At 32.8% G+C, this 26,781-nt stretch carries 19 protein-coding genes; 4 read left to right on the top strand and 15 right to left on the bottom strand.

The window, feature by feature from the left end:
• Positions 1-244 precede the first annotated feature (244 nt).
• Positions 245-3,190, top strand: a complete 2,946-nt coding sequence (locus APR43_RS00495; RefSeq protein ID WP_053470393.1) for an Ig-like domain-containing protein — start codon at positions 245-247, stop codon at positions 3,188-3,190.
• 248 nt (positions 3,191-3,438) lie between these two features.
• Entirely contained in the window at positions 3,439-4,197 is a 759-nt protein-coding gene (locus APR43_RS00500) for a phosphatase PAP2 family protein (protein ID WP_053470394.1), read from the top strand.
• Positions 4,198-4,266: 69 nt separating this feature from the next.
• Here APR43_RS00500 and APR43_RS00505 read toward each other — a convergent pair whose 3' ends face one another.
• From APR43_RS00505 to APR43_RS00540, 8 genes are all read right to left on the bottom strand, one after another.
• On the bottom strand, positions 4,267-5,151 hold the full coding sequence (locus APR43_RS00505; protein WP_053470395.1) for a diacylglycerol/lipid kinase family protein: 885 nt from the start codon (positions 5,149-5,151) through the stop codon (positions 4,267-4,269).
• Positions 5,151-7,109, bottom strand: coding sequence for an LTA synthase family protein (locus APR43_RS00510; RefSeq protein WP_053470396.1), 1,959 nt, complete (start codon positions 7,107-7,109; stop codon positions 5,151-5,153). Before APR43_RS00510 ends, APR43_RS00505 begins: the two co-directional genes overlap by 1 nt.
• An 87-nt stretch (positions 7,110-7,196) precedes the next feature.
• The gene (locus tag APR43_RS00515; RefSeq protein WP_053470397.1) at positions 7,197-9,608 is read right to left on the bottom strand and encodes a TonB-dependent receptor domain-containing protein; all 2,412 of its coding nucleotides are present in this window, start codon (positions 9,606-9,608) and stop codon (positions 7,197-7,199) included.
• A gap of 63 nt (positions 9,609-9,671) precedes the next feature.
• On the bottom strand, positions 9,672-10,937 hold the full coding sequence (locus tag APR43_RS00520; protein ID WP_053470398.1) for a sensor histidine kinase: 1,266 nt from the start codon (positions 10,935-10,937) through the stop codon (positions 9,672-9,674).
• Complete coding sequence (locus tag APR43_RS00525; protein WP_053470399.1) at positions 10,930-11,607, bottom strand: response regulator transcription factor; 678 nt, start codon at positions 11,605-11,607, stop codon at positions 10,930-10,932. The genes APR43_RS00520 and APR43_RS00525 overlap by 8 nt, the downstream gene beginning before the upstream one ends.
• Positions 11,608-11,662: 55 nt before the next feature.
• The gene (locus APR43_RS00530) at positions 11,663-12,424 is read right to left on the bottom strand and encodes a phosphatase PAP2 family protein (protein ID WP_053470400.1); all 762 of its coding nucleotides are present in this window, start codon (positions 12,422-12,424) and stop codon (positions 11,663-11,665) included.
• Between the two features lie 44 nt (positions 12,425-12,468).
• A complete protein-coding gene (locus APR43_RS00535; protein ID WP_053470401.1) occupies positions 12,469-12,858 on the bottom strand; it encodes a hypothetical protein in 390 nt (129 codons plus the stop codon).
• Positions 12,859-12,874: 16 nt separating this feature from the next.
• Complete coding sequence (locus tag APR43_RS00540; RefSeq protein ID WP_053470402.1) at positions 12,875-14,482, bottom strand: class I SAM-dependent methyltransferase; 1,608 nt, start codon at positions 14,480-14,482, stop codon at positions 12,875-12,877.
• A gap of 738 nt (positions 14,483-15,220) precedes the next feature.
• Between APR43_RS00540 and APR43_RS00545 the strand changes: the two genes are divergently transcribed.
• On the top strand, positions 15,221-18,403 hold the full coding sequence (locus tag APR43_RS00545; protein ID WP_053470403.1) for a SusC/RagA family TonB-linked outer membrane protein: 3,183 nt from the start codon (positions 15,221-15,223) through the stop codon (positions 18,401-18,403).
• A 12-nt stretch (positions 18,404-18,415) separates the two neighbouring features.
• A complete protein-coding gene (locus tag APR43_RS00550; RefSeq protein WP_053470404.1) occupies positions 18,416-19,840 on the top strand; it encodes a SusD/RagB family nutrient-binding outer membrane lipoprotein in 1,425 nt (474 codons plus the stop codon).
• A 135-nt stretch (positions 19,841-19,975) separates the two neighbouring features.
• Here APR43_RS00550 and APR43_RS00555 read toward each other — a convergent pair whose 3' ends face one another.
• The 7 genes from APR43_RS00555 to APR43_RS00590 form a co-directional block, all read right to left on the bottom strand.
• Entirely contained in the window at positions 19,976-20,503 is a 528-nt protein-coding gene (locus APR43_RS00555; protein ID WP_053470405.1) for a hypothetical protein, read from the bottom strand.
• 332 nt (positions 20,504-20,835) lie between these two features.
• On the bottom strand, positions 20,836-21,024 hold the full coding sequence (locus tag APR43_RS00565) for a hypothetical protein (RefSeq protein WP_053470407.1): 189 nt from the start codon (positions 21,022-21,024) through the stop codon (positions 20,836-20,838).
• A 184-nt stretch (positions 21,025-21,208) separates the two neighbouring features.
• A complete protein-coding gene (locus tag APR43_RS00570) occupies positions 21,209-21,628 on the bottom strand; it encodes a hypothetical protein (protein ID WP_053470408.1) in 420 nt (139 codons plus the stop codon).
• A 653-nt stretch (positions 21,629-22,281) separates the two neighbouring features.
• On the bottom strand, positions 22,282-22,806 hold the full coding sequence (locus APR43_RS00575) for a hypothetical protein (protein ID WP_123959087.1): 525 nt from the start codon (positions 22,804-22,806) through the stop codon (positions 22,282-22,284).
• A complete protein-coding gene (locus APR43_RS00580) occupies positions 22,793-23,971 on the bottom strand; it encodes a DUF4280 domain-containing protein (protein WP_053470411.1) in 1,179 nt (392 codons plus the stop codon). The genes APR43_RS00575 and APR43_RS00580 overlap by 14 nt, the downstream gene beginning before the upstream one ends.
• Positions 23,972-24,709: a hypothetical protein gene (locus APR43_RS00585; RefSeq protein WP_053470412.1), complete on the bottom strand. Its 738-nt coding sequence runs from the start codon at positions 24,707-24,709 to the stop codon at positions 23,972-23,974. It abuts the gene before it with no gap.
• A 2-nt stretch (positions 24,710-24,711) separates the two neighbouring features.
• Entirely contained in the window at positions 24,712-26,778 is a 2,067-nt protein-coding gene (locus APR43_RS00590) for a phospholipase effector Tle1 domain-containing protein (RefSeq protein ID WP_053470413.1), read from the bottom strand.
• Positions 26,779-26,781: the final 3 nt, after the last annotated feature.

Genomic DNA, 26,781 nt, shown 5'->3' on the forward strand with positions numbered 1-26,781 from the left:
TATAAATGAGACCTAATTTTTTTATATTCTCATTTTCAGAGCCTTAAATTATCAAGTTTGCATCTATATTTATTCTTGATTTTTTATTTCCTTAAAAAATATATGTAATTGATTATTAAGTTTTTATATAAACGAAATCGATATATGAGTCTTGATTTTTTGTCAACCTTTTCTTTAATTTCTTTTTTAAGTATAGTTTCGTTATGCCCTTTTTAAGGCACTAACTATTTAAAAACCAAAACTTATGAGAAACAAATTACATGCTATTTTTTTTAAAAGAGAGAAATATTTCCATATCCTGTTATGGATTTTTTTCGTTCTCTTAACTTCAAGTTCTTATGCGCAGAGAGGTTATTATGATGCGCCGTATAAAAGATACGAAGCTAATTTAGGCCAACTGTCTAATGGCGCAACAACTACTTCAAAATCATATGTGCAGTCTGATCTTCAATCAGAAGCTTCAGATCAGCAATGTGTAAATCTTTCGGCTACAAATGCTACAGTTCAATGGACACTTACAGAAGCTGCTGACGGACTTGTAATTCGTTACAGCGTTCCTGACGGACAATCTGGAACTGTTGGCGTTTATAATGGAAACACAAAGCTTACAACGCTTACTTTGACTTCAACATGGTCTTGGGAATATTTGTGGAGCAACGGAAATCCTAATAATAACGGAATCACAAATCAAAACCCAAGAATGCGTTTTGATGAAGTTCGTTACAAACTTCCTGCTAAAATTGCCGTTTCGGGAACTTTAAAAATAGTGAGAGAATCCGGTAACATTCATTTGGACTTTGCAGAAATGGAACCAATTCCAACGGCAGTAACTGCTCCGTCTGGTGCAGTAACGTATAGCGGAAACGGAAGTGATCTTCAAACTTTTATCGACGCAAACGGCGGTAAAAAAATCTTTGTTCCAACGGGTGTTTATAACGTAAACCGTGAATTGTATTTTGGTTCGGCAAACACTTCTTTAATTGGTGCGGGAATGTGGTATACTCAAATTAATTTTACCAACACAAGCAGTTTAAACGGAGGATTGCGTGCCAATGCCAGTAATATTTCATTTACGGATCTTTATTTAACGACAAACTCGGCTTCGAGAAGTAACTCTTATAAAGGGATAAATGGAGTTTTTACCAGTGGTTCAATTGTAAAAAATATTTGGGCAGAACATTTTGAATGCGGCGCCTGGATTGCACAATACAATACGGGAGGCCCTGCAATTGCCGACGGATTTACATTATCTCATTGTCGTTTTAGAAACAATTATGCGGATGGAATCAACCTTTGTAAAGGAACTGCAAACTCTGTTGTAGAGCATTGTAATTTCAGAAACAATGGTGATGATGATCAGGCAATCTGGTCTGCTGACGGACTGGAATGTATCAATAATACATTTAGATACAATACTTCAGAAAACTGCTGGCGTGCTTGTGGTCTTGCTATTTACGGCGGAAAAAATAACAAAGGCTACAATTTGATTATTAAAGACAATCTTGAAGCGGGTATCAGAGTGAGTAATAATTTTCCGGGTGCGCCATTTAACAATGACGGAATGCACGAAATTCACGATATTACGGTATCAACCTGCGGAACTTTTAATGATACGTACAATAATCCTGTAGCGGCGGTAGACATTTTTAGTGCTACAAATGCCGGATCTCAGGTTAAAAATGTACAGCTTTATAATATCGATATTAATGATTCAAGAAATGATGCAATTTCTATCAGTAAAAGATCGGGAGATGGAATTTATAATCTTTCATTTAAAGATATTACCGTTAACGGAACTGGTAAAGAATTTCCAAACAATAATGCATTAAACAGAAACTGGGGCAGAGGTTACTTTGTATTGATTGCAGGTTCGCCTAGCGGAAATGGTACGTATTGCAATATGAATTATTCTAACAGAGGCGGAAATGCTGCTGCAAATGAAGAAATCAGTGCAATTGGTTCTTTTTCGTGGACACAAAGCAGCAACTGTTCTACTGTAAATGTTCCGGTTACGGGCGTTACCATTTCTCCAACAACAGCTACTTTAGGCGTTGGCGCAACGCAGCAATTAACACCAACTGTTGCTCCGGCAAATGCTACAAACAAAAACGTAACGTATAGTTCTAATAATACGGGCGTTGCAACTGTAAATAGTTCAGGTTTAGTTACGGCAGTTGCTGCGGGATCGGCAACTATTACGGTGACAACACAGGATGGAAATAAAACAGCAACAGCTGTAATTACTGTGAATTCATCAAATATTGCGGTTACAAGTGTGAGTTTGAGTCCAACATCTGCAACATTATCTATAGGCGGAACACAGCAATTAACGCCGACAGTTTTACCATCAAATGCAATAAATAAAAACGTAACGTATAGTTCTAATAATACGGGCGTTGCAACTGTAAATGGTTCAGGTTTAGTTACAGCAGTTGCTGCAGGAACCGCTACGATTACCGTAACAACTGTAGACGGAAATAAAACAAGTACAGCATCGATTACGGTTAATGCTGCAACAGGAAATTATTTTACAATTAAAAACAGATGGACTGGTAATTATTTATATGATGCCGGAGCAAATGTTGGATACGGAGCAACTGTTGCCAACAACAATTACAAATGGGAAAAAGTTGCGGTTGATGCTACTTTTTATATCCTGAAAAATGTAGGTACAGGCGATATAATGAATATTGAAAACTTAACCGGAGCGGTGCAATGTACGGCAGGATCAACTGGCTGGTGGAGTGCACAATGGTCAAGTGAAAATGTGGACGGAACTTACGTGAGAATTAAAAACAGATGGCAGACAGGAGCTATGATTCACATTGAAAACTTAAACGGTTCTGCTCAATATAACGGAGGTCAAAACAATTGGGAAAGTGCACAATGGCAGTTTCAATCGACTTCTACATTAAAAAAAGCTAATGTTGAAGCAGAAATAAAAGTTGAAAATTCTGTAGTTAGTATTTATCCAAATCCGTCGATTAACAATGAATTTAATGTTGTTTTACCGGAATTAGAAGCGGGTGATTCGGCAACTGTAACGGTTACGGATATTAACGGAAGAAAAGTTTTGGTAAACAAAATCAATTCTTCTGCAAAAATCAATCATCATTTAGCTTCTGGAATTTATGTGGTTACCATTAATTCAAATGCTTTTAATGTTTCTAAAAAGTTGATTATTAAGTAATAAATTAGAATTTTATGTAAAGGTTTCAACTTTTACAGTTCAAATTCTTCCTCTTGAAAACGATCAGATATGTTTTATATCTGGTCGTTTTTTGTTTTTCTAAATATTTTCTCTATTACTTTCAAAATACAGAATTTCTTCAAAATTGGTGTTCAACTTTGCCTTATAATTTAATTGTTTTCTATGAGGAAAAACTACGTTTATTTTAATCACCAAGCGTAATTATTAATTTCTAATTTTCATTTAAAATGGGAAAATCGTTCCTCTTATTTATTTTTGGTATGACTTCTATTTGTGCCCAAAACACAGTAAGTGATACAATTGCAGTACAAGACACTGTACACAATTTAAAGTTTAACTACAAACAATTGATCATTCCAAGCGTTCTTATTGGTTATGGTTTTATTGGTTTAGAAAGTGACCAGCTTAAAACTTATAACACACAAATTAAGGAAGAAGTAAATGAAGATATCGATCACAAAATCTCTATTGATGATTTCTCGCAATGGGCGCCTGCGGCTTCTGTGTACGGATTAAATGCTTTGGGTATAAAAGGAAAAAATAATCTGAAAGATCGTTCTATTATTTTAGCGAGTTCTTATTTAATGATGAGCGCTTCGGTATTTGCTTTAAAAAATATTACTAAAGTAGAAAGACCGGACGGATCTTCTAACAATTCTTTTCCGTCAGGACATACTGCCACCGCTTTTGCCGGAGCTGAATTTATGTATCAGGAATATAAAGATCAATCGATTTGGTATGGTATTGCAGGATATGCTGTCGCGACAGGAACGGGACTTTTTAGAATGTACAATGACAGACACTGGCTTACAGATGTTGTTGCAGGCGCAGGAATTGGAATTTTAAGCACAAAAGCGGCGTATTGGATGTATCCGTATTTGCAGAATAAAGTTTTTAAATCTTCAAAAGAAAACAAAACCACATCGATGATTATGCCTTTTTATAACGGAAAAGAATTGGGCTGCAGTTTTGTAAGACAATTTTAAATCTGACTTTAAAACAAAAAAAAATCCATAGAGAGAATTAAAAAAGGTACTTTCTATGGAATTCTATTATTATAAATCTACTAAAACGTTCAGCGCTCCGGGCAGTATTTTAATGTTTAATTTATTTGTTTTTAAATTATGCTGTTCTCCGTCAATTTGAGAATCGATAAAGATTTTTGACGGCATTTCAATTTGAATTTCTTTTACTAAAAAGTGTTGTGCTTTTTTGAATTTTTCAATTGAATTTCGAAGAACATTAAACCCCAGCATTATTTTTTCTAAAAAAGATAATTTCGGAATTACAATCATATCCAATAGTCCATCCTGAAGACTTGCTTTTGGTGTAAGGCTCATATTGTAACCCATCTCATTAGAATTGGATATAAACAACATCAGCGGATTTATTTCTAGAGTTTTATTGTCAAAATGTACAATCGTTTTTTGGGGTTTAAATTCTAAACTCGAAGACATTGCTGCTTTGATATAAGCCGGAAGTGTTCTTTTTCCTGCTCGTTCGTATTTTTTGATAATAAGCGCATCGATGCCAATTCCCATATTGCTAAAAAAGTATTTGTCATTTACTTGCCCCACATCCATTGCTGTCGCATGCCCTTTTTTAATAATAGCAATTGCTTTGTCAAAATCTCTTGGAATATTCAAATTAGAGGCTAATCCGTTTCCTGAACCTACAGGAACAATTCCTAATTTTATGGAAGTTCCTATAAGCGAAGAAGCGACTTCATTTATAGTTCCGTCACCGCCGCATGCAATTATATAATCCGGGTTTTGTGCAATAGCCGCTTTTGTGAGTTCTATTGCGTGTTTTTTTTGATTTGTATAATCAACCTCAATTTTATATTTATTTTTAGGAAATTGACTTAAAATATAAGACGCAGACAAATTGTGTTTGCCGCTTCCGGAAATGGGGTTGATTATAAAATGAATGTAAATCATTATTGTAAAAGTTTATTGGTAAAAAGGAAATCGGCGGTTTGATACCACGAAATTGTTTCTTCTAAAAAAGACTGATCTATCGGAAGTGATTTCAAACTATTGTCTTCTTTATTCCAGGAATAAAACGCCTGTTTTTTCTGATCAGATAAAATCATTACTTTATCTTTTTTCATCAAAACTAATTTTCGATAAGTTCCCATTAAAGCACGTTGTTCAAATTGAGAATCCAAAACATTTTTTCCAAAAAAATCAGATTCGTAATCCCAATGAAACAGCGAAAAAAGCGTAGGCCATAAATCAATTTGAGAGCATTGCTGCGCAATTTTCTGATTTTGATTTTCGGGAAAGTTAACAATAAAGGCAGGAATATGATAGTTGGCCACATCAATTTCATCTTTTCCGGCACTGCTCGCACAATGATCTGCAATTATTACAAAAACAGTATTTTTAAACCAAGGTTTTATCTGGGCTTTTCTGAATAATTCTTTCAGTGCAAAATCAGTATATTTTACAGCACCTTCACGACTTGTTCCAGAAGGAATATCAATTTTTCCCGAAGGATAAGTAAATGGTCTGTGATTAGATGTTGTCATTACAAAATTGAAAAACGGTTTTCCGGTTTTGTATTGTGAATCGGCTACCTTTAGCATTTTATTAAAAATGTCTTCGTCGCAAATTCCCCACGCATTTTCAAAAGTTACTTCATTATCGTTGATATTATTACGAACCGTTTTAATCTCATCACTCAATACACTGCCGCGTCCGCGATCGTAAATATTAAAACCGTTTCCTCCAAAATACGCATTCATATTATCAAAATAACCGTCGCCGCCGTAGAAAAAATTACAATCGTATTTTCTGGATTTGAAAACGCTGCAAACCGTATACAAATTTTGATTATCAGGTCTTTTTACAATACTTTGACCCGGCGTAGGCGGAATACACAAAGTCACGGCTTCCATTCCTCTAACAGTTCTGGTTCCTGTGGCATATAAATTTTCAAAGAAGATACTCTTTTGAGCAAGACTGTCCAGAAAAGGAGTGATGTTTTCTTTATTTCCAAATTCTTTCAAAAAACTTCCGCTCAGACTTTCTACCAAAACAAAGACAACATTTTTATTTTCAAGAGAAGGAATACGGTCTGTAATTTTTCTATGAATAGAATAATCGTTTCTGGAATAAACAGAATTAGGACTGGTTAATTTTTTTCTAATAATACCAAAAGCTTTATCATTAGGAATCGAAGTATAGAAATCAACATATTTCATTTGGTTGTTTCTAAAGGCTGCAAAAAAGGAATAAATACCGGATTTTGATATTTCTGAATTGTATCTGTTTTGAGACCATTCTGCCTGATTATTGGTAATAAAGAAACCAAAAAATAAGGCAATGCCAATAGTAGATAACAAAACTGAAAGTCTCGTTTTTAAATTTGCTTTAGACGAAAAAGTAGTTGTAAAAGCGCCTCTTTTATAAAAAATAAACAGAAATACAAAAGTAAGCAGTAATACACCGCCAATTAAAATGGGCAGGGGATAGGACTGTTGAATGTTAGCTACAACTTCATGCGTATATATAAGATAATCAACGGCTATGAAATTAAATCTGGTTTTAAATTCATCCCAAAATGTCAATTCGGCAAAAAAGGTAAAAACAAGAATAAAAACGGTTAAGGATGTAAAAAAGTAAATTAAGATTTTATCTAAAAAAGAACCTACCCATTTATTTGGCATTACAGTATAATATAATACACTGCAAATGGAAATGAATGCAACGGTACCAAAATCAAAGAAAAGACCTGTTAGCAGGGTTCTTAAAAGATCGATAATATTCCACGAAACTTCGCTATACTGCCAAAGGAAAAAGGAAATTCTTAAAAATTGAGATAGTATTAAAAACCAAAAAATAAAATGCATCAACAGTGAATATCTGCCGAACTTTGAAGATAATTTGTTCATAATTATTATTTAACATTCGTTTGCAAATTTTATAATGCAATTCTGAATTAATTTTGAATTTCATTTTGAATTTCATTTTAGGTTTCCTTAAAACTTGTAGCTGTACCCAAAACGAACGACTTGTGTTTCATAATAATCCTTGCTCGTATAGCGGAATCCTTCGCCTTGAATTTCTTTTTTGATTACCAGCGTATTGAAGATGTCTGTGGCATTTAAAAAGATTTCGCCTTTTCCTTTTTGGACGATCTTTTTTACACCCAAATCTGTAGAAAAGCGTGAATCCATTTTTCCCTGCGGAATTATATCGGGTGCGAGATATACCATAGAAACCTGCCCGGAAAGTGTTTTATTGAACAAAAAGGTATTGTTCCATTTTACATTTCCCGAAGTTATTTCCTGAAGACTGCTCGTATAAGTTGATGGAACTGGATATAAATTGGTGACCGTAAAGGCGTCTATTGTATTTTTATATATGTTTCCATTGATGTTGAAAGAGTACCACGAATTGATTTCTTTTGCGTACACAATCTCGACACCAAAAGAGGAACTTTCCAGAGCATTTTGAAATACGTTATAAATCAACGAACTGCCGGGAACTGTAGTCGCAATTCTGGTAATAGTTCCGTTGATAACGCGGTAATACAAAGAAGTTAAAAAATAGCCTTTATTAAAATCGGTTTTATAACCAACTTCAAAGGCACTTGTGTATTGAGGGCGAAGGGCAGGGTTTCCTACTTTAATAATTTCGGCATCATCGTATTTCGGAAAAATTCGGATATCGACTTCATTTGGCCTGTCGACACGGCGGTTATAAAAAGCAGTGAATTTGTTTTTATCATCGATTTTATAAGCCAGTTTAACGCTTGGAAAAGGTTCTGTATAATTATATCCGTTGCTTTTATAAGTAGGATGATTTGGATTGACATCGTACTTAAGATCAACATATTCATAACGAAGTCCCAGTTCTGCTTCAATTCTTTCACTTTCATAAATATAACTGCCGTAAACAGCCGGAATTATTTCTTTATAAGTAGCCCAGCCTCCGGCATTTGCATCTATTGGAGAGTTTTCTCCCGGAAAAAACTGCATATTGGTCGGAATCTCTCTGTTTCTAAATTTAATTCCGGTTTCAAAGCGTCCATATTTTAATGGCTGTACGTAATCTAAATTAAGGTCGATTACTTTTTCATCAGAAAGCAGTTTAAAAGCGTCCCTTCCTGTAGAGGCTGGAAGGATATTATCAAAGAAATATTTTTCATCTTCCTGATGATACGTATAATTAATTCCGGCATTTAATTTACGTCCAGCCTGTTTGAATTTATGCTGATAAGAACCGCTTACCATAACGGTTGTTTTAAGCTCGTCTTCTAAAAACTGCCACAAACGCAAACGCTCCGAATTATCCTGATTAAAGAAGGGTTCGTCTCCGTGATCGATAATTTTTTCACGGCCATAAAGACCAGAAAAAGAAAAAGTATTTCGGTCATTATAATTCCAGTCAATTCCGGTTTTAAGCGTAGTAAAATGCGTATCCCGATTTCGCTTTGTCTGCTGATTGATTACGTTGCCGTCATCATAAGTTCTGGTAACAAATTCATTTTTGTTAAGTGTTTCTGTATAAAGATAATCGGCTTGTAAATAAGCATTTATTTTATCTTTTCTGTAGTTTAGCGAAAGGCTCGGATTAATTTTAGGCGTCACTTTATATTGAGGTCTTATCGTTGGCAAATTCGCCTGACGCTCCCATAAAGCTCCGTATCCCGAACTAATTCCTATTTTTCCGTTTAATCCGTCTTGTTTGTTTTTTTTGTAAATAATATTGATGATTCCGGCATTTCCGTTTGCATCATATTTAGAAGATGGATTGTTTATAATTTCAATTTTTTCGATAGCAGAAGCCGGAATGTTATCGAGTCCGGACTGATTTCCAAATCCGGTCAAAGCGGTTTGTTTGCCGTCAATTAAAATGGTTACTTTATCATTTCCTCTTAATTGTACTTTTCCGTTTTGAACGGTAACGCCCGGTAAATTTTGCATGGATTGCAAAACAGAGCCTCCACTTTGCGTAATATTATCAGCAACAGCAAAAACTTTTTTATCTAATGTTACGGGATTTTGCTGTGTTTTTGAACTCACAACGACTTCAGATAAAGTATTGATATCTTCCTGAATTTCGATGTTTCCAAGATCTAAATAATCAGAAAGACTGCCTACAAATAAGTTTTGTGATTTGTTTTTAAAACCAATAACGCTTACTTCTAAAATGTAGTTTCCAGAATTGACAGCTGCAATTGTAAAACGACCATCTTCGCCGCTTACAGTGCCAAAGAAAATTTTAGAATCTTTAGAAGACTTTAAAACCACGTTAGCATAAGGTATTGCAGTTTTAGAATTACTGTCTTTTACGGTTCCGGAAATGGTTACCGATTTTTTTTGGGCGGATAACTGCAGTACCATTATCAATAGAAAAGATAATAGCAGTATTGTTTTTGATTTCATTTGTACTATTTAAAAAAAGAATAGCACAAAGCTCATAACCGATTCTGTAGGAAGTTTGAATTTTTAAAATTTCACCTCGAAAATATGCAGATTATCATTAAAAAAATAATGAATTTCCCAGTGATTGATTTCGCATATCTTTTTAATGATCGCCAATCCGAGTCCATTTCCCTGCGAAGAAGGATTTACTTTAGAAAAACGATTGAAAATATTTTCTGCTGCTAAGGCTGTTTCCTGACCTGTGTTTGTGAATCGAAGTGTATTGTTTTCTATTTGAATTTCTATTCTGCCATCCTTTTTATTATGACGAATAGCATTTAGAAATAAATTATTTAATAACACTTCTGCTAATGCGGTATTTCCCTGAACGCTTAAATCCTGTTTAAAATCAGTTTGAATGGTTAGGTTTTTAGCTTTGGCTTGCTCTGTGAAAAAGTCAAGATGTTTCTCAAAATACTCATTTAAACTAATCGTATTTTTTTCGAGATAACTTTCATTGTCAATTTTAGAAAGTAATAAAAGGTTTTTATTCAATCTGTTAAGCCTGGATACATCTTTATTTAGAGAACCAACTAAAGTTGATTGTTCTTCGTTTAATTCTAATTGCTGCAGGATGTCAATTTTGGTTTGAAATAATGCCAATGGAGTTTGAAGTTCATGCGCTGCATTTTCTACAAATTCGCGCTGGCTTTTATAAATGGCCGTATTTTTTTCGATTAAACTTTCGAGACTTTTATTTAATCGCGCAAATTCGTCGATATCGGTTGGAATAAAATGAGGCGGATTATTTTTATCAATTTCAAAATCTTCTATCTGACTTAATGTGTTGTAAAAAGGTTTCCAGATTATTTTTGCTGATCTTTTTGAAATCCAGATTATTCCGGTAAGTAAAATGATGATGATAAACAGAAACATAACGGCTACACTAAAAACCATTCCTTCCATTTCAACCAAATTTCGCTTTTCTATATAGGTGTATCTTTTTCCGTTTATATCAACCGGAGCATACAATATTCTAAACGGTTCTTTTTCATTGGCTAAAGCTTCAAAGATCATTTTGCCCACAATAGAATCTTTTGTTACACCCATATCTTTAACAATAGATATATTAGGATTGTATTTGTTCCAGGCGGCAATATCATTAGCAGTGTAATTGTTGTGGCTTTCGTTTACAAAAGCGCCTTTATGAAAAAGCAGTACTTCATCGGTTTCATAAACATACAGCCACTGACAGATATAATAAAATACCGGTGCAGCTATCAATAGTATGATAACGGCATATAAAAGAAAGCTGTTTGTTGTTTTGCGAAGTAGTTTTTTGTTATTCATTTTCCCATTTATAACCTAAACCGTACACTGTTTTGATATAATCGCCACTTCCGGCCTGTGTGAGTTTCTTTTTTAGGTTTTTAATATGTGCATATATAAAATCATGATTGTCAAGCATGTCTGCCATATCGCCAGAAAGATGTTCTGCAATTGACGATTTAGATAATACCTTATTTTCGTTGCCAATTAAAAAGAGGAGTAAATCCAGTTCTTTTTTGGTAATATCCAGTTTTATATCATTTACAAAAACGGTCTTTGAGAAAATTTCGATGACAATTTCATTGAATGTGATACTGTTACTTCCTTTAAAATTCTTGCGGCGAATAAGCGCCTGCATTCTCACCAAAAGTTCAGCAAGATGAAAAGGTTTGGTAAGATAATCATCTGCGCCGAGATTAAATCCTTCTAAACGTGTTTCCAGATTTTCTTTTGCCGAAATGATAATAACACCTTCTGTTTTATTCTTCGCTTTTAGTTCTTTTAATATATCAAATCCGTCACCATCAGTCAGCATTAAATCCAGCAGAATACAATCGTAATCATAGCTGTCGATTTTGCTGAGTGCCAAATCATAATTTTCGGCTGTTTCGCATTGAACGCCATTCGTTTTAAAGTACTCTTTGATACTTTGTGCAATTTCTTGCTCATCTTCAATAATAAGAATTTTCATGCCGCAATTTACAAATGAATTTTGAAGAAAATCTGAATATTAGTATCCTGTATACCTAAAATGTTTTGAAATAGCAGATTGTCAAATTTCTGCCATCATAAGATGGAGTTATAAAAGACATTGATTTTTTGTGTTCACCATGCCATAATTTTCTTGTAATATAGGGATTTACCCAATAGGCGATTTTGGTACTCAAAATTCCAATTCCGGCACCTGCGGCAACATCTGTAAGCCAGTGTCTGTTATTGTACATACGAAATATTCCGGTTCCAGTTGCAATGGCATAACCGGCAACGCCGTACCATATTGATTTGTCTTTATATTCCTGATATAAAAATTCTGCGCCTGCAAAAGCAATTGCGGTATGACCTGAAGGAAATGAATTGTTTGAAGTTCCATCCGGACGCTCCACATTACTGAGTGATTTTAAAGCAAAAACAGTTCCCACATTTATAATCGTTGAAGTGATTAAAATTACTGAACGGTCGCGCATATTATTTTTTCCTTCAACACCAAACGCGTTGAGTGCGTAAACAGAAACTGCAGGAACATATCGAGAAAAATCATCTATCGAAACTTTACGGTCAATATCCTCTGTAAATTCGTCGCGTATTTGATTATTGAAACTTTTTATCTGTCCGCTTTCATTTCCCCAAAACCCATATCCAATTAAAATTCCGGGAATGATAAGCTGTTTGTAATTGAAACGAATGTTTTTTACGGTGTCAGTTATTATAGAATCCTTTGGCGCAGTATTTTGCCCAAAGACAGAACAAGTCAAAAACGGCAACAGAACTAAAAGAATAATTTTCCTCATTAAAATGATTTATTTAGGATTATTATAAAGATAATGTTTCGGTTTTATTGAAAATTTGGATATTCTTTTAGGCTCTCTAATGTTTTCCAATCAATATATTTAATGTCTTTTGCTTTTTGCTTAAGATTTTCGATTCCCAGATTTTCGATCCAATTTTCAATTTTTTCTTCAATTTCAGAATAATTTAAATCTATTGTTTCTATTAAATCTTCTTTAGTTCGGATTCCGATTGCAGGATATTTTTGCCCTAAAAAATTAGAAAAAGAGACTAAAAAAACGTCAATGTTATCGCTATCAATATTTAAAATGGTTGGAATCTCAGTTCGAATATATTCTAAACAAGATACAATACAATCATAATCCCAATTTAATTGATCATAAATATCTGGTTCAATTGGTGTATAACCTTTTATGTTGTTTTCATTTAATTCCATAATCTCTGTTTTTAACTCAATTTCCCTTCAATAAATTAATACTAACTGTAGCAATATCAGCTTCCGGAAAACGCTTGAAAATGGCTTTATCGGGAAATAATCCGGCTTCTGAAGCAACATCATTAAAAACATCAATTTCAATAATATATTGATCCGAAAAACCATGAGTCGCGTCGTAAGCTGTTGCAGGCGTTTTTCCTAAATTTTGGGCTGCCAGTTTTGTATTTATGGTATGTAATTCAATCAAAAGCAAACCAAATTTGCGTACATAAGGTGACCACTTTTGTAAATGTTCCAGGAGATTATCTTCGACTAAATTGTTGCTGATTCTTTTTCCTCTGTAAGCAAATGCTCCGGTAGATTTACTGACTCTGTTTTCGTCAACGTGCTGCGGATCTTTCCAAATTCGGTTGTGATCTAAAAAAGTCCTTACGTTAAGTAAATCTTTTAAATCGATATTGTAATTCTCTCTTAAATCATCCGAAAGAACATCAGGGCGTCCAATATCTCCCCAAATTACTTTTGCCCAAATATCTGCTTTTATAAGATTGGCTCTCGTGACTTTCAGTGCAGCCTGATTATAATCGGCACCAACAAGAAATAGGGGATATTCATCGAGCATTTCGCCTCGTAAAGTCTGTCTGTCGATTACTTCAAAAATATGTTCTAAGAAAGCACCATTACCGCAGCCCATATCAAGAATTCCTTTTGGCTGCTGTTCAATTGGCAGGTTAAAAAGTTTAATGATAATCTCATCAACGACTTTAAAATACGTGTCGTGAGCGCCGCCGCTTCCCCAAACATTCATTTCACGATCCACATGAATTTCATTTTCGCCATCGGCAATCATTCTTAAAACGGCCGGGTCGCCAAAAATTAATTCTTCAATTTTGGCAAATGTCGGCAGGTAAGAAACCGTAACGCCGTAAGCGCTGGCTCTTTTTGCAAAAAACAAACCTGTTTCGGTAAATTGATAATTTCCGTTTTTTTCCAGAAACCATCCAAGATGCACAAAAAAGTCTAATATTTTTTTGAAATTTTCAGGAGATTTATGAAACTCTTCGGGCCTGAAAGAAGTCTCCATAAAATATTTATGAAACATTCCGTTCATCGCCAAACGCACAATTGTCGGTCCGATTAAATAGCCTTCAACATGTTTTAAAATTTGTTCCTGAATACTATTTTTCAACGGATTATCAGAAGATTCGATTCCGTAATTCTTTTTATACTTTTCAAAAATAAGATTGAGTTTTTCAAACGGTACATCTTCAAAAAGACGGGGATGAAACTGAATGGAAAACTGAAGCAGATCGACAACATCTTCATAAAGATAAAACAGCGAAAAAGCGGTTTCGGTTTTTTCATTTACAGCAATTGTAATTTCCTGCGTTTTATTATCGACATCATAATCCAGAAATCCCTGAGAAGCTAAAATTCTCAACCCCACATTTAAATATCCTTCATTTGCTTTAAAAACAGTTACCAATTCTGATAACTGAACTTGTTTTTTATTTAAGATAAATTCCAAAACTGCATGATTTTTTAATGCTATTGCTACCGGAGCAGTCGCTAATCCGTCGAGATGTCTGAAAATGGAGCTTCGAAGTTGTGCTTTATCGATCATAGTACAAGTGTAAATGTGTACTAAAAATAGTGATTTTTTTTAACTGTTAACTCATCGTCATAATAGTAAAAAAATAAAACAAAGATATCAGCTAGTCTTGCTGCTTGACCTGTTCCTGCAATTGTTGAGTTTACAAGCCTTATGAAAATGGATTTCCTGATTGTACATTAAAATATGCATTTGAAAAAAAAGCATTGAATTTTTATTACTATTTGATTGTTTAGTAAAACGGTTTAGCTTTTTCAGGTTTAAAAACGCAATTATGTAAACAATGGTTAAATTAATTTAGAAAAAATCTTACACGGTAAAAAAATACGGTTAGCTATTAACTATCTTGTTTTTAGGTGTTTAAAAATATAGTAAAATATAATTAACATTTTTTTTGCAAAAAGAACAGTTAAAATTTTTGATTTAAAATTTTTAATTTACTTTTGTTCTATCGAATTAGTAGAGTTTATTGTATTTGCTGATGTTACAAATATTTTCATCTCAAATTAGCAGAAATTTTCTATAAGATGAAACCTAAGAGGTTGAACCAAAATACGATACAGGCCAATTAAAATAATAATAATCAAAAAAAAAATAAAAATGAAAAAACGAATGCGTTGCAGATAAAAAAAACCATCTCTGTTGCAGCAGAAATGGTGAAGCTTAAAGAAATTGTACATCTCTATAAGGAAGCGAAAGCGGAATAAATCTGTTTTCGGCTCGCCTTATTTTTTAAACCAAAACAAAGTAATGAAAAAAAAATTAAATAGATATACATGGATATGTATTTTGTTGATTTCCATAGGGATTAAGGCTCAGGAAACGAAACCTTTAATCCAGTCAAAACTTGAAGGAACAGTAATAGATGCTGTTACAAAGGAGCCTGTTATTGGGGCTTCAGTAAATATTAAAGGTACTACACACGGTGTTTTGACAGATTTTGATGGGAAGTTTTTTTTCCAAACCGGACAAAAATTTCCTTATACGTTAGTAGTAAGTTTCCTTGGATATAAAAAGGCAGAAACTGTAGTTACTCAAAACGCAGTTGTAATTGGTCTTGAACAAGAACAAAATCAATTATCTGAAGTTGTAGTTACCGCTTTAGGTATTTCTAAAGAAAAAAAATCTTTAGGATATACTACTCAATCCCTTAAAAACAAGGAAATTGTAGATACTAAAGAAACTAACTTTTTAAATAATCTTACGGGTAAACTGGCAGGTGTGCGTATCACCAATTCACAAGGAGATATGGGATCTTCACGTATTATTATTCGTGGAGAAACTTCTATTGCAGGAAATAACCAGCCCTTATTTGTGGTAGATGGAGTTCCGGTAGACAACTCTCAGTTAGGAAGTGTTGGTGGAGCAACCCGTGATTTCAAAAATGCAATTGCCGATTTAAATCCGCAGGATATTGAATCATTAACAGTATTGAAAGGTCCAAATGCTGCGGCACTTTACGGATCTCGTGCGGCGCATGGTGTCGTACTTATCACAACAAAATCTGGTAAAAACCAAAAAGGACTTGGTATCAGCTTTAGTACTGGTATCACAATTTCTCAGGTGACTACTTTGCCTCGTTTTCAAAATTCATTTGGACAAGGTTCAAACGGAAGATTTAGCTTTGTAGATGGTAAAGGAGGCGGAATCAATGATGGTGTTGACGAAAGCTGGGGACCAAGACTAGACGGACGTCTTATTCCTCAATTTTATTCAAATGGAGAAGCAGTACCTTTTGTAGCTCATCCTGATAACGTTAAAGATTTCTTTAATACGGGTGTTACTTATGATAACAGTGTTTCGGTAGCAAAATCAGATGAAAAATCAGATTTCCGTTTGGGAGTAAACAACCAAAAACAATTAGGAACAGTACCTAACAGTGAAGTAAATAAAACAAACGTTAGTATTAATTCTAATTACCAAATTTCTAAAGGTATAAAAGTAGGAGTAACGGGTAACTATATCGTTACAGATGCTCCGGCTTTACCGGGAGGTCCATCTGGAAACCGTGCTGCGGGTGTAATGCTTCAGTTTATCTGGTTCGGACGTCAGGTTGATATCAATCAGCTTCAAAATAACAGAAACGTAAACTGGAATAACAGTTACTACAGCAACCCGTATTGGAATGCTTATTATAATACTACAAGTCAGCAGCGTAATCGTATAATTGGAGATATCCATTTAGATGCAAAACTTGCAGAAGGACTTAATTTTAGATTCCGTACCGGAATTGATTACTATAATGATCGTAGAAAATACAAGATTAAATATGGTACAAACGGAACTCCTTTTGGATCGTATGCTGAAGATGCTTACACGGTAAGCGAACAAAATACAGAAGGTATTTTTACTTATACTAAAAAACTAAGTGATGACTTTACTGTAGATGCTCTTGGAGGATTCAACGTTCGTACACACAGTGATGCAAATAATTATCAAAAAGCACCGCGTTTAGCTGTACCGGATTTATATACTATAACAAACTCAAGAGATCCGTTGACTGCATCAAACTCTTATTCAAGATTGAAAGTATATAGTGCTTATGCATCGGCTCAGTTTGGTTATAAAAACTATGCTTATTTAAACCTTACAGCTCGTAATGACTGGTCATCTACATTACCAAGCAGTAACCGTTCTTATTTTTATCCTTCTGTTAACGGAAGTTTGATTTTATCTGAAGCTTTAAATTTGAAAAGCAATACACTTGATTTCTTAAAAGTACGCGGAGGCTGGTCTGAAGTAGGTAACGATGCAGATCCGTATCAATTGTCTACCGTTTACAATTTCCAAACTGCATTTGACGGAAATCCAATTCAAACTTCTTCACAGAAAAAATTGAATGAGAACCTGAAACCGGAAACTACTCGTTCAACAGAAGTTGGTTTAGAAGCTTCTTTCTGGAAAAACAGACTTCATTTTGATGCGGCTTATTATAATACAAATAGTTTTGACCAGATTTTAGAAATCAAAACTACAGCTTCAAGCGGATATAATTCACAATTAATCAATGCAGGGAAAATAAACAACCGTGGTATTGAACTTCAATTAGATGGAAATCCAATTCAAACTGAAAATTTCAAATGGAATGTAGCTTTAAATTATTCTAAGAATAAAAGTGAAGTAAAGATTTTGGATTACGACAGACAAATTCAAAACTATACCATTGGTACTTCAGGAGGTGTTGATGTATTGGCTTCTGTTGGACAAGCTTACGGAGCACTTTATGGAACTGCTTATTTACGTGACGCAAACGGAAATATTGTAGTAGGTGCAAACGGATTACCAAAAGCAGATCCGCAAAAGAGAGTGTTAGGACACTATACTCCAGACTGGATTGGTGGTATTACGAATACAATTACTTATAAAAACCTTGAATTATCTTTCTTAGTTGATGCAAGTGTAGGAGGAGAGCTTTTCTCAGGAACTAACAGAACTGGTAACTATACAGGGGTATTAGCTCAAACGCTTCCGGGTCGTGGTGCTGAAAATGGTGGTTTAAATTACTATTTGGCAGGTACTACAAAAACCTTATTGCCAGCAGGTGCAAGTGCACCAGGTGGAGCTACGGTATACGATGATGGTATGATTTTTAACGGTGTTTATGCTGATGGAACTCCAAATACTCAGGTACTTAGTGCACAGGAATATTACAAAGCATCATACAATATCAGCGAAGCATACATTTACAGCTCAACTTTTGTAAAATTAAGAGAAGTAAAACTGACTTACAATGTAGATAAAAAACTGGCTAGAAAAATTGGATTTGATGGAGCAAGCATTACTGCTGCAGGTCGTAACTTGTTCTTTATTTACAAAGATGCACCAAATATTGATCCTGAAACGGCTTTCAATACAGGAAATGCTCAGGGATTGGAGAGTTTAGCGCTGCCAACAACCAGAAATTTCAGCCTTAATTTAAATCTTAAATTTTAAAAACACGAAATCATGCTAAAAAGAATAGCTTATATAACTCTATTTGCATTGACACTGACCTCATGCAGTGATGATTTGGATGAGATTAACAAAAATCCAAATGCAACAGAAACTCCATTAGCGCCTTACTTATTAACGGGAACATTAAAACAAGGAGCTGACTTATACTGGGGATCAACAAATAACTTTGATTCGTCTTTGTTATATGTACAGCATTGGGCTAAAATCCAATATACAGAACCAGACAGATATGATGTGTCTAATGCTTCTTTCACTTCTTTGTGGAACACAGGATATGCAACTTTAATTACAGATTTGAACACTATTTTGAATTTCCCGGCAGATCAGGCCAATTCAAATTATAAAGGAATTGCTTTGACTTTACGTTCATGGACTTTTTTATTGTTGACAGATGCTTACGGAAGTATTCCTTATAAAGAGGCAGGTCAAAAAGTAACTCCGGCATATGATACACAAAAAGACGTATACACAGGATTACTAGCAGATTTGAAACAAGCACAGACTTTGCTAAATACAGCAAACGGAACTGTAACGGGTGACTTGGTTTACAAAGGTGACATTACAAAATGGAAAAAACTGGTAAATTCACTTCGTTTGCGTATTGCATTGAGAATTTCAGACAGAGAACCTGCTTTGGCAAAACAAACTGCAATTGATGCCACAAGCGATGCTGCAGGAGTTTTAAGCAGTAACAGCGATACTTTTAAGTTTACTTATACAAGTTCGCCTCAGCAAAATCCGGCTTCGGCTTGGTTTGAAACTCGTGATGATTACCGTATTTCAAAAACATTGGTTGATAAATTAAATGAATTAGCAGATCCGCGTTTGCCAGTTTATGCTCAATTACCATCAGATGCAACTGTAGGTAAATATGTTGGAGGTGCTAACGGATTATCAAATAGTGATGCTAATAGTCAGGGTTTTGCTAAAACATCAAAACCGGGAACTTACTTCCTGACATCTTCATCTCCGGCAGTAATTGCTTCTTATTCTGAAACATTATTTAATCTTGCCGAAGCTGTAGCTCGCGGTTATATTTCCGGAAATGCAGAACAACTTTATAATGATGCTATTACAGCTTCGTTCAACCAATTTGGTATTACAAATGCAGCGACTATTTCTACTTACCTTAATCAGGCAGTTGTAAAATATGATGCATCAAATTATGCTAAATCGATAGGTACACAAAAATGGATCGCATTCTACGGACAAGGTCTTGATGCTTTTACAGAGTGGAGAAGATTGGATTTCCCAGTATTAACGGCTGGTCCTGCTACGGTTTTAGACGGAAAAATTCCTTCTCGTTTCTTCTATCCCGGAACAGAGCAATCGCTAAATGGTGCTAGTTACCAAGCGGCAATTGCGGTACAAGGGAAAGACTTATTGACTACGAAACTTTGGTTTGATGTGAAGTAAGCAGGATTATTGATATTCAATTAAATAAAAAAAGCTAAATCGGAAGATTTAGCTTTTTTAATGTTCATTTTTAATTTCTTTTTCTTAAACAAATGATTTGTTAGAAGTGTACTAGTATTTGCTAAAACTTAAAATTTAAAAGATTCTGAGATATTTGCTTTTTTTCATTGGTAATTTCTTTTCAAGCATTTTTTTTTCGATTACATTTTGATCCTTGTTCAGTTTAAAGCATTCATATATATAGCAGCTTCCAACAGTTGAATACGAAAAACTATACAATTCCAAAACTATTATTGAATAATTTCCCTTTTTAAATGCAATCAGTTTATTTGGGATTAAATTTCTAAAATTAGTAATAGTTAAACCATCAATATAATGATCATTTATTTCAATAATCGGATTCTGATTTAAATTGATTTTTTTAACGAAATCTTTTGCAAGATTATTATCAAGACATTTTTTTGCAATAGTATTTTCAGTTTTAAGAATTATTTTAATTTCATTATTGTATAAGTTATAATTTATATTATATATGCTAAGTGTATCGTTAATAGGAATTCTACATGCTTGTATTTCTTTTTCAATAAAATACGAGCTATTGTTTTTAACTTGAGAATAAGAGAAACTATGTAGAAGGCAAAAAAAGAAAATGTATTTTTTCATAAATTTCCAATAGAACTGTTTTTTAAACTAAATTTAGTTGATTTATAAATTATCTCATCATTTTATTTAAACCTATTTGCATCTATCATATATCCTTTTAGATAGTCCTGCATATCTTCTTCTAAATAATATTCTTCATTATTATGATATGATGTTTTATCTTGAATAAGCTTTAGATATGTTGTTTTTAATTTTTTATTGTTAATTGAATATAAACAAGTGCATTTAACTTTTTTTCTTGTTGTTTGCAATATTTTGTATTGTTTTTCAAGTGCATTTTTTTCAATTAATCGCGGAAATGGATAGAAGGAATTGAATAATTTTAAATATTTTTATGTAAACAAATCATTAATTTTTGAGGCATAAATTTTTGTACAATAAATTTTACCTAACTCAACATATTGTTCGTAAGCTTTTTTATCATCTTTTAGTTTTAAAATTACTAAATCAAATGTTTTGCTATCTTGAGCACATAAGTAACCCGAAAAATGCATAATTAATATTGTAAAAAAAATCTTCATAATAATATTATTTTAGTTCCCAAAAATAAACAGTTCCACCATAATCGATATAATTATGTCCTCCAATAACATTTTTATTATTTCCAATCAAAAAAAGAGTCGCATGTCCTTAATAAAAATAAAGAATAGCTGCTTTTTTTCAAACCAAATTTTAATAAATACTTGTTTGTTGTTATAATTTGCATTACTTTTTTTTACGACTACTTTCTTTTATTAATTTTTTTACAAAAAAATCTAATTCTTTTGAATCATAAAATTCAAGACACATACTAGTAATTGTATTACTATTACCGCTTTCAGAGTAGTAAGGACTTTCGATAGAGTAAAAATTTTCAGTCAGTTTTTCTGTAAAATCTCTAATTTTTTCACTATCATAATCTGAAATTTTACTCAATTCAATAAATTCATTACTTGATTTATCACTTATACGAAACTTATCGTTTAAGTATTTTTCGTCTAATTTTAAATTGTTTATGTATACGCAACCACAGTAAGCATATCGTTTAATAAATTTTATTTTAGTATCAGTTATTTGAGAATAACTCGTGATACTAAATAAAAAAACAACTACAAAAAAAGATGACTTAATTACTTTAATTCCCATATCTTTTTTAAATATTCTTCAACAAATTAATTCACCAATCTTACTAATCAATCTAAAGTTTCACCTGAACAAGTTTTATCCTTTACATTTTTTATTTTAAATTTTTTAAATTTTAATATTTTATTTACTTCTTCGTCTTCAAAATAATCCATATTTTTTTTTATCATGGGTATTGGTTTAATTTCAATTAAAATACCTAATTCATACCATATATACGGACCGTTATAGCCATCATAATGCGGATAAATATACAGGTACTCTCTATTGTTGACTGTAAAGTATAATAATGATTCATAATATATAATATTCTTAAAGCAATGCAGTAATTGTTTCCCCATGAATATCTTATCATCGATAAAATACAACTTCAATTTTTGTTTATTTTTAAAAAAAAGGGTATCTAATGGAAAATACTTTATTGTTGTTATACCATCAATAACCTTTTTTTATTAACCAATAATTTGTTAGAGGTAGTAGTATATTTAATAACTTCATTTTTTTTTTGCGAAAAAGAATTAGTATGAAGAAACATTAATAAAAATAAAAAATAACTACTTTTTTTCAAACCAAATTTTAGTGTATGAATCTATTTCAAACTTTTGTATAACATTTTCTTAATAATTTATTCGTTATATATACTTTTTTGATAACCTTTAATTAATTAAAGATCCATCAGCACAGAAGATTTTAGTTGTTAAATTTTTTACTTTAAATTTTTTAAATTTCATCATTCGATCAATTTCATAATCCTCAAAATAATCCATATTTTCTTGAATAATTGGTTTAGGTTTTATTTCAATTAAAATCCCTAATTCATTCCAAACATACGGACCAACACGACCATAATAGTGGGGATAAATAAATAAATATTCTTTATTATTAAAATTGAAAAACAACAATGATTCATAATATTGAACATTCTTAAAGCAATAAATCAACTGATTATTTAGAAAAACTTTATCATCAAAAAAAGAACATTTCAAATTAAATTTGCTCTTAAAAAAAACTTTTTTAGATATACCATATCCTACAATTGTATCTCCTTCAATAATTTTTTCTTTGTACAAAAATGATTTTTCATTTTTAATTGAATATTTAATTGTTGCATTTTTTTTCTGTGCTATAGAAGCAGAATGCATAAGTATTAATATAATTATTAAATAGCTATACTTTTTCATTCCAAATTTTAATAAATGAATGTCTTCTATATTTTGAACCAATAGATTCCCAAAAATGATCTTTTTGGCTACAAATAAAACCATATACTTTACCATCTTTTCTGCTTAATTTATCTTTAGTAATTACACCACTTTTTTTATTTTCTATTTCTTTTTCACTTTCACTATACAATTGGTCACCAGACCCTCTCCAAGCAACATAACCTTCATTTTTATTTTCTTTTAAAAATGAATTTATTACAGCTTCTATTGCTATATTCATTTTGTTATTTTTATTCAAATCTGTTGGATCGCGTTTTGCTAAAGCGAAAGCCTGTGCATTAGCACCTTTGTAAGTACCATTTAAATAATTAGGATATAAAGTCTTGGGAGGATTTCCATGTGACATTGTCTTTGTATACATCTCTTCGTCAGAAGTAAAGGGTTTAGGACCATAACCTGAACGACCTGCTAGTTTGAGATTTTTTATCGTCATTGCATATCTGTCTGCAAAAGCGCCGCCACCTTCTCCAAATACCCAATTTGCTCTATTCAGAAATCTTTCATTATTTAATTCTGATTTCTCTGTAAAATAAATAATCTTTTCTTTCTCAACATTTTTCCCTTTTTCCAATTCATTAAATGTTGATTTATCTGTAATGTAAACATTGTTATCGGAACCAATTTTTCCAAGGTAAATTCCTTGTTTAGTATAAAAATATCCATTTACATATACAATAGATTCTAAGCTAGGCACCGGCGCACCAGTCGTATCAATTTTTTCAATTACATTTCGCTGTCCGCAATCTGTGATTTTTATATCTGTGCCTCCATATTCACATTTTATGGTACTTCGCAAAAGAAGCGGAGACTCATCCTGAAAATATACAGTTCCTACATTTTTCCAGTCTGCAAGTTTCATTACAGAGGCACATGGGCTGGAACTATTAGGGCTTTTTTTGCACTTGCCATTAAAAATTAAGCTTGAATTGTCTTTTTCTACAATCGTAGCTACTCGTTTATCTTGAATACTTGGGGTATCGTAATTTACTTTTAGATCACCAACGGGAACGGTACATAAATCGCATTGGAGTTTAGCTCCGTCAATGACGAATTTTAAACCATCCTCTGCGTCTTCTTTTTCCTCGCGCTCTTTTCGTTTTGTAGTAATATTTGGTTTTGCCATTTAGGAGGATGTTTTATAAATATTATATAATATCGTCGATTTTTCTTTTTCTATTTCTAATACTGCCAATTCTATTTGATTTTCTCTATATTCGATAATACCATGATATTTTATAAAATCAGTATCTCCAACATTTTCAACAGGCATTCCTGTTATTAGATAAGTATCGAATTTTTCATCTTTTGAGTAAAAACGTTCTTTTATCAAAGTGTTGCCACAATCTATTATTTTTCTTTGTTTTTCTACAACAAATGAGTTTCTATATAAACTTGAAAAATATAAACCAAACATTTTATAATCAGAAAAAAAGGATATTAAGGTTTGTTCTTCTTTTAAAGAATTAGTGATGCTCTGCATATATGATTCGACAACATAACCGATATTATCTATAGCAAGTTTTGCACGAATAATTTCCCATCGTTTCCCTAGTTCTTCAAAATTTAATATTTTGATGATTTTGCCATAATCGTTTATTTCTAATTCAATTTCGTCAAAAGCTGTTCCTATTTTTTTTAGAAAAAAGATGTTTTCTATTGATACATTACTTTTAATCTCTATATCAGAAAGAAATAAATGAAACAACAAATCATTTCCATTGTTTTTATATCGGGTAATTTCAATTTTTCTTAAGTAACTTATTTTTTTTAGATTAGAAAAATCATTGGTTATTGTTTCAAATAAAAAACCATACGTTTTGTCCAGCTCAGGCAGCGTAATAGGGGAGTCTAAATACTTCATGTTTAATGTATCTGTCTTTTCCTGCCTTCATTGGGCTGCATACCAAACCAGTCTCTGGTTGACGACCAGTGCAAATATTCATTCCTTAATTTGCGCAGCATATTTTGAGAATTGTGCGCCATAACAACAATCTCAGGTAGTTCTATAATTGGTAATTCGGGTTTTTCAGGAATGACTTCCTGAGGTATTTTAAGTGTGTCAAAATCTACTTTAAATTTATATGGACCAATCCTTAACTTGTCGATTGCTTTTTTTGCAGCTTCATATTCATTAGTATGATTGTTTAGTTTTTTCTGTATCTTTTTTATTTCATTTTCTAATTCACGCTTTTCCCTTCTTTCTTTCATTTTCTGCTCAATTTCTTCATCACTAATAAAATCCCATTCTTTAATTTCATTGGTTTCATCAAGGGCATAAGCTGTTAAATAATTCTCTACATTTATTAAAAAATCATCTAGTGGAAATTTTAAACTTGTTTCCTCTTTAATATTTTCTTTCATTTCGGTACTCCTGGCATAAGTTTCCATAAAGTGCAGCGGAATATAACTGTACTCTTTTTTTACTCCCTCATACTTATCATCGGTTCCTTCTATCTTTTTACCACGGGTTCCGGTTAGTTTATGATAAGGTAAGAGCAGCCATTGTACTTTTACTTCTATTTGATCTTCCTTATACCAATATTGTCTTATTAAATCTTCTCTAAGAAGATCAAGTCCGTCTATGTGTCGGGACAAAAAACTTTTTTTAGGAAAAACAGAAACATAGTCCCTGTCTTTATATGAAGTTCCTATTTCATCTATAACCTCTTTCTCTGTCATATATGCCCCTCCAATATCGCAATGTACCCCTGGAAAGTTTTTTTCAATATATTTTCCAGGAATTTGATTAATACGGGTCAGTGCAAAATTTTCACGATGTTCATCTTTAGCTGTAAAGTGCACTAATTTTTGGCAGTATAAATCATTAAGATGTAGTTCCTCAATATCATCATTAAAGTGTGTTGACCAGGCTTCTTTTAATAATTTACCTCCTTCGTCTTTTAGTTTTCCATAATCATCATAATGATCGCGAACATCATTTTGCTCAAAATAAGACGAAACAGTATCATAAATACCCACAAACCTTACAATTATTTCTATGTCTTTTAAATCATTAAAGTCAAGATTGGTTTTCTTAAGTAAACTGTATCCCAAATGCCCCATTTTGGGTAATTGATTATCTACTAAATAAGTGTTGTCTATCTCGTAATTATCAACATCTACAAAGCCCTTACGTACTTTTTTCACTGCTATAGAACCTCCTTTTCTAGAGGCAGATTCACGGTATTCCACCCCGTTAGGAATTTCTTTTTGCACTGCTTTTGCATAACCACAATCTAGGTTTACCTCATAAACCAGATTTCTTGCCGTAGCAGCACCACGACTAAAACCAAAAACATCGAGTGTAATTTGGGCAATTTTGATCTCTGTTTTAGGATTATTTTTTATTTTTTCAAATACCTTATCTGCTATTTGCTCACAAGCATTACGTACTCTGGCACGTATGCCCGTTTGCCCGGAACCAAAAGCAAAGCCATCCTGACTGTCACGCATAAGGTTATCTGTACCCATGCCTGGTACATATATTGCGTATTTTTTTTGCTCACAGCATTGCCACATACGTGCCACATTGGTATAATCGTTGCTATAGCTGTTGTCTGTACCCATACGGTCCAGACCAAATTCGTTTAAAGGTACTCTATACGAAGCTACCAGATATTTGTCTCTTTCCTCAATAGCTTTAAACTCAGCTTCCTCAGCAGGTGTTTTATCTTTTTTAGAAAGAAGTTCTTCTATTCGGCTTTTATTCTTTATATTTTTATACTTTTCTTTATCTTCCTTTTCCAGTTCATCATTCCCTTTCGAATAATCAATTTTACCATCTACCGTACGACTGTGTACTGTACGCATGTCGGTATTGTTTTTATTGTTCAGTGTTCCGTCTATAAATATTCCAAAAATAAGTTGTAGTTCATCCTGTTTTTCTTCGTCTTTACTTGTTCCTGTATTGTATACAAATGTTTTTCCCATAGT

The sequence above is a fragment of the Flavobacterium sp. NLM genome, from assembly GCF_002210235.1.
Taxonomy (GTDB): domain Bacteria; phylum Bacteroidota; class Bacteroidia; order Flavobacteriales; family Flavobacteriaceae; genus Flavobacterium; species Flavobacterium panici.